Annotated in this window: 3 protein-coding genes; 1 reads left to right on the top strand and 2 read right to left on the bottom strand. The window is 67.5% G+C overall.

Translation table 11 applies throughout. The annotated features are described in order from the left end of the window. Nucleotides 1–2,648, top strand: a 2,648-nt coding sequence (locus MTR62_RS19285) for a TonB-dependent receptor (RefSeq protein WP_244024001.1), incomplete at its 5' end; no start/stop codon positions are given. Here MTR62_RS19285 and MTR62_RS19280 read toward each other — a convergent pair. After that, nucleotides 2,620–3,540: a glycerophosphodiester phosphodiesterase family protein gene (locus MTR62_RS19280; protein WP_244023999.1), complete on the bottom strand. Its 921-nt coding sequence runs from the start codon at nt 3,538–3,540 to the stop codon at nt 2,620–2,622. The genes MTR62_RS19285 and MTR62_RS19280 overlap by 29 nt on opposite strands. A gap of 44 nt (nt 3,541–3,584) precedes the next feature. Further along, a partial coding sequence (locus tag MTR62_RS19275; RefSeq protein ID WP_244023997.1) for a TonB-dependent receptor occupies nt 3,585–6,327 on the bottom strand: 2,743 nt, incomplete at its 5' end.

Raw genomic sequence — 6,327 nt, 5'->3', positions numbered from 1 at the left:
CGCAGGCACCCGCGCCCGAGCCGCTCGTCGGCGCGCCGATCGAGGTGATCGGCCAGCGCATTGCCGACCGGCTGTCGATCGCGGCGAAGCGGGGCGCGCGCACCATTCTCGATGCCGTGGCGAGCGACGAGGTGCGCCGCCTGCCCGATGCCAGCGTGGTCGATGCCATGCGCCGCATTCCGGGCGTCTCGGTGGTGCCGGTGGCCGACAACGAGCATCCGCGCGACGTGCCCGTGGCGCCGGTCGTGCGCGGGCTGACGCAGGCCTATAACAACGTGACCATCGACGGCCAGCCCGTGGCCTCGACCGGGATTCCCGACGCCGGATCGAACAGCACCAGCCGGGGCGTGCGGCTCGACATCCTGCCCGCCTCGCTGGTCAGCCGGCTGGATGTGGTCAAGACCTTCACGCCCGATCGCGACCCCAACGCGATCGGCGCGGCGATCGACCTGCACACGCGCAGCGCCTTCGACGACGGCGCCCGCCCTTTCGTCTCGCTCGAAGGCGGGCTGGCCCGGCCGAGCCGATCGGGTGCGGTGCAGTCCCAGCCTGCGCTGGGCGGCCACGGCGCGCTCACCGCCAGCCGCACCTTCGGGGCCAGCGACCAGTTCGGGCTCGTGCTTTCCGCGCATTATCGCCAGCTGGCCAACAACAGCACCGTCCACGGCACCAGCGACAGCGGCTACCTGGTGTTCTACGACGCGGACGGCAATCGGGTGGAGGACGACGGCGACACCGGCAACGGCATCCCGGTGCCCGAACAGGACAAGTACTGGGTCAACTCCAGTTCGCGCCGCCAGTGGGGCGGTTCGGCGCGGTTCGAGGCCCGGCTCGACACGCTCCATCTCTCGCTGCTGGCGGGGGAATTCCATTTCCGCGACGGCTATATCCGCAACGAGGTGGTGATCGATCCCAAGTCCGACACGGTCGTCGATCAGACCGCCACGTCGGGCCATTTCGATGCGGCCTCGATCCAGGTCGGCTACCGCGACGGGGTGACCCGCAACCGCACCCGGCTGGTCATGGGCGAGGCGCGCTGGGAGCCGGGTGCGCGCGACGTGGTGCGCCTCAGCGCCAGTGTCAGCCAGGCGCGCATGCGCGAGGCCTACGCCCAGGTGAAGTTCACCGCCGGGCTGACCGCCTCGGGCTCGGTCAAGGGATCGAGCGCCTTTCCGGTCGATTACGACACCAGCACCCTGCAGCACAGTTTCAGCGTCCCTGAGGACAGCTACTACGATCTCTCGCTCTATCCGCTCGCCTACTGGCGCAAGCGTCAGCGCCGCGCGCTATCGGACCTCGGCACGGTTCGGCTCGACTGGAGCCACGCGATGGCGCCGGGGGACGAGGGGCTGGGTTTCGCGATGGGGCTGGGCGTGCAGCGTTCGGCCTACCGCTATCGCTATACCAGCCGCGTCTACAAGACCACCGACCGCACGATCACGCTGGCCGATGCAGGCTATGTCAGCGGGGTTTCGCTGCCCTACAACCGCGAAGGCCTCAAGCTCCTGGTGATCGACCCGGTCAAGGCCTGGGCGCTGCTCGAGGCCAATGCGGACAGCGTCTATCTCGAGAGCGATCCCGACGACGACCTGGCCGACCGCTTCACCCACCGCGAGACGAGCCTGTCGGGCTATGCGCTGGCGCACTTCGCGCAAGGTCCGTGGGAACTTGAGGCCGGGCTGCACCTCGATGCCACGCGCCTCTCGACGCGCGGCTACATGGAAGTGGACGAGAGCTGGCAGGCCGCGGCGAACGCCGCGCGTTATGCCCCGCTGCTGCCCGCCGCGCTGGTCGACTTCGACGCCAGCGAGGCGCTGACCCTGCGCGCGGCCTATAGCCGCACGATCGGCCGGCCGAGTTACGAAAGCTATTCGCCCGGTTCCTCGATCGAATTCGGAACGGATTCCACGCTCGGCGACGGGACCTCGCAGGATGTCTCGGTGTCCTTGGGCAACCCCGACCTCAAGCCGCGCCGGTCGGACAATTTCGACCTTAGCGCGGAGTGGCGCCTGCCAACCGGCTTCGACGGGCTCTTCGCGCTGGCCGCGTTCCACAAGGGCATTCGCAACGAGATTTTCGACGCGGTGACCAGCGGTTACACGTACGACGGCGTCTACTACCGCTACGCCAAGGTCACCCAGCCGACCAACGCCAGCGGCGCGCGTGTCTCGGGGCTTGAGGCGAGCCTGACGGTGGGCTCGCTCGCGCCGGTTTCGCGCCATCTGACAGGGCTCGGCTTCAGCGCCAACTGGACCCGGCTCGAGGGTTCTCTCGATGTGCTCACCAGCGCGGGCACGACGCGCCGGCTGGGCCAGCTGGTTGGCCAGCCGGGCGAGATCCGCAACCTTGCGATGTTCTTCACCCAGGACGGTTTCGAGCTGCGCGGAGCGCTCAACTGGACCTCCACCGCGTTGCGCGCGATCACCCCGGACGTCGCCTATGAGGATGTCTACTGGGCCCCGCGCCGCCAGCTGGACCTGCAGGCCCGCTACCATTTCGGCGCGGGCCTGAGCGTGATCCTCGATGTCGCCAACCTGACCGAGGCCCGGCTGACGAGCGTCACCGGGCCGGGCCGGGCCTGGCTGAAGGACAGCTATTCGGTGCCGCGCACGGTCCGCCTCAGCCTGCACTGGGGGTTGGGGAACTAGGCAAGGCTCCCGAAAGCCCGCAGGTCTGGAGCGTCGCGCGCAGCAGGGCGGGATAGTCGGTCTGGATCATCGAGACCCCCATGGCCCTGAGCGCGCCCAGCCTGACGCAGGTGGATGCGTCATGGCGGGCCATCGCCGCATCGACATCGCCCAGCGCGTTGGCCCAGATCCGCGCCGGGATCGCGGCGATTGCGGCGTGGGCGGCCGGGGTCAGCGAGGCGGGATCGCCGTGGACCTGGGTGATCGGGGCAAGGCCGCGATTGATCTGCGAGAGCGCAAGCCCCGCGCGCAGGCGGGTCATCACCGCGAGCGCGGGTTGGAGCGCGCGCGCGGCGCGCAGGGTGTCCGAATCGGAATCGAACACGACCACCTGATCGACCATGCCCAGGCTTTCGACCACCGCGATCACCGGGGCCACCTTGTCGGTCTTCATGTCGAGATCGACCAGCACCTTGCCGCACGAACGCATCAGCACGTCCTGCAGCGTGGGCACCGCGCTGCCGTCCCCCTTGAGCCGCAGCGCGCGCAGCTGGCGATAGGTCAGCTGCGCGTTGGGCCCGGTGCCCGTGGTGGTGCGATCGAGGGTGTGGTCGTGCATCACATAAGGCACGCCGTCGCTGGTCACGCGCACGTCGATCTCGATGAAGTCGGTGCCCGCCGCGACCCCTTCATCGACGGCGGCGAGCGAATTTTCGGGAGCCTGAAGATGACCGGCGCGGTGCGCGGCGATCATCACCGGACCGTGCGGATCGCGGCGCAGCGCCTCGAGGCGTTCGAGGCGCGCGCTGGCGCCGCAGAAGGGCGCTGCCAGCGCGGGCAGGGCGAGGAGGCTGACGAGGGCGGCGAAACCGGCGGCGGCGGCGCGCGGTGCGAAGAAACGGGCAAGTGGCATGGCCGGGGTATCCTTTACGAAAGCGGGGGGAAGCGGGGGCGCGATCAGAAGCGGGTGGTCACGCCCAGCCAGAAGGTGCGGCCCTTCTGGCTGCGCTCGGCAAGCAGTTCGCCCTTGGGCATCTTGCGAAAGTATTCGATGCTGCTTCGGGTCAGGTTCTGCCCTTCGGCGATGAGCGTGATCGAACCGCGCAGCTTGACGCGCATCTGCGCGGACAACTCGCCGCGGTGGCGCGCGTAGATGTCGAACAGCGCCGAATCCTCGTTGATCGACTTGAGGTAATCACCCACGTAGCTGTAGGCGAGCGAGGCTCCCAGGCGCGCGTCCTCGTAGGACAGCGAAGCGTTGGCGAGGAATTCGGGCTGGCCTTCGAGCCCGTCGACATGGCGGGTGCTGTCGTCGGACTGGATGACCGTCTGCCGGCCCTTGATGTAGGTGGCGTTGGCGTTGACCACGAAATGCGCCAGCAGGCCCGGTGCGATGTCGGCAAAGTCCTGGCGCGCGGAAAGTTCGAGCCCGGCGAGCAAGGCGGTCTTGGAATTCATCGGCGTGCTGATGCGCGCGGTATAGGTCTCGCCCTCGTATTCGTAATTGTCGACCGTGATGTTCTGGGTGAAGATCAGGTTCTTGATATCCTTGTAGAACCCGGCAAGCGAAAGCATCGATCCGCGCGAGGGATACCATTCGAACGAGACGTCGAAGTTGTGTGATGTGCGCGGCTTGAGATCGGGGTTGCCGCGCGTGATGGCGATCGTGTTGTCCTCGCTGTCGTCGGGCAGGCCGATCGTCTCGGAGATTGCATAGTAATTGAAGTTGGGGCGCCCGATCGTCCTGGAATAGCCCGCGCGCAGCACCAGCCCATGGTCCATGTCGTAGCTGGCGATGAGCGAGGGCAGGAGATAGGCGTAGCTGGCGCGGCGATGGACCCGCTCGTAGCCATCCGAAGCCTGCGCCGAAGCGTCGAGGTTTTCGTTCTCGGCCCATAGCCCGATGGTGTTGCGCGTGGCATCGAAGCGCAGCCCGGCGAGCACGTTCAGCCGCTCGCTGCGGTAGCGCGCCTGGGCGTAGGCGGCGTAGACCTTTTCGTTGAGGGCGTAGTCGCTTTCGATGGCGTTGGCGCTGTTGTCGTCGGTGCTGGGATAGCCCGCTGCGGCCCAGGCGGCGCGCAGCTTTTCGTCGTCGATCAGCAGGAAGTCGACGTCCGGGTCGGTGGTCGCAAGACGGGTCGAGCGCACGTAGTCGCTCAGCGTCACGACCTTGCCGTCGGCGTCGAGCAGCTTGCCGCTCGTCTGGTTCTCGTCGTAGGACTGGCCGGTGGTCTGGAAACTTGCACCGGCATCGAAGCCCAGCCCGTAATCGTCGCGCCCGAAATTGCGGTCGATGTCGAGCCCGACGAAGGTCAGGTCCTGGGCCGCGCGCTGGGTGATGTGCTGGATGTAGCTTTCGGTGTAGTTGGCCGCATCGTTGACATAGTCGGGATCATCGAAGGTCAGCATCGGGTTGCCGCTCGACAGATCGTAGGCGAAGGCGTCCGAAGTCGAATAGGACGTCCCGAACTTCGAACGGTCGCGCACGGTGTTGAGCCGCGCGCGCGAATGGGTGGCCTTGAGGTGCGCGGCGAGTGTTGCGCCCAGATCCTGGTCGAGAAGGCCCGAAACCACGAAAGTCTCGCGCTTTTGCGGCTGGTGCGAATAGCCCAGCGAGGTCTTGCCCTGCGCCCACACGCCTGCGGTTTCGGTCTGGTCGGACAGCCCGCCATTGGTCTTGGCCTGCGCCAGGTACTCGTTGCGCACTTCATCCTCCTTCTGGAAGAAGTAGCCGCTGTAGAGCGAGGCGTAGGTGCCCGAGCCGGGGTCGTATTCCAGCTTCACCACGCCCGAGGCGCGCGTCACGGTGTCGGTGTAGGCGAAGATCTGGTTGCGCGCGGCGGTGGCGTAGCCATTGGTGCCCGACAGGTCGTTGTAGTCGTCGATCTCGTCGCCATCGGCGTCGTAGAGCAGGTAGCTGCTGTCGGTCGCGCCCGGCTTGTCGTCGTAGTTGCTCGAATTGTAGTGCGCGTAGGAACCCGAGACGACGAGCCCGAAATCGTGGCTTTCGCCCAGCAATGTCGAATAGGTCACGTCGCCGCGCAGGTTCTGGCCCTGCTTCTTGTGCGCGAATTGCCCCGCGGTCGAATTGTCGCCGAGCGAGGCGCGCGCGACGAGCGTGCTCTTGCCGGTGTCGAAGGCGCTGGCGGTGATGAGGTCGAGCTGGCCGCTCAGCGCGTGCGGGTCGAGATTGGCGGTGATCGTCTTGACCGCGTCGATGCGGCTGACGAACGAGGGGGGCAGCAGTTCGATGCGCGCGCCGCGGCTGCTGGCCGAAGTCGAGGCGAGCGGCAGACCGTCGATGGTGACGAGGTTGTAGCTCGAACCGATGCCGCGGATCATCACGCTTTCGGCGAGATCGGGCGAGCGGTCGTCCGAGGTTGCGAAATCGGGGACCAGCGCAAGGCCGACGATGCGTTGGGCAACTTGCGCGATGGTCAGGTCGGGCAGCAGCCCGGCCTGGTCCTGCGCGATCGAATCGGTGATCCCGGTGGCGCGGCGCTTCGCCTCGATCGCCGCGACGTTGGAGGAGCGGTAGCCGGTGACCAGGATGCCTTGCGCGTTCTGGTCAGGGGTGCCCGGCTTGGGGGTGTCTTGTGCGGTCTTGTCGGGCGTGTCGGTCTCGGCAGCGGGGCGTGCGGGCAGGGTCTGCGCGCTCAGCGGCGCGGCGAGCAGCGCGGTGGCGAGCGCGGCGATCGAG

This window comes from Novosphingobium organovorum (assembly GCF_022832435.1).
Taxonomy (GTDB): Bacteria; Pseudomonadota; Alphaproteobacteria; order Sphingomonadales; family Sphingomonadaceae; genus Novosphingobium; species Novosphingobium organovorum.
The sequence above is the reverse complement of the archived record's forward strand: the minus strand, read 5'-3'. Positions and strand labels throughout refer to the sequence as shown.

Coding starts and splice junctions, on each gene's coding strand:
- MTR62_RS19280 (WP_244023999.1), bottom strand. CDS start 3,540: ATGCCACTTGCCCGTTTCTTCGCACCGCGCGCCGCCGCCGCCGGTTTC.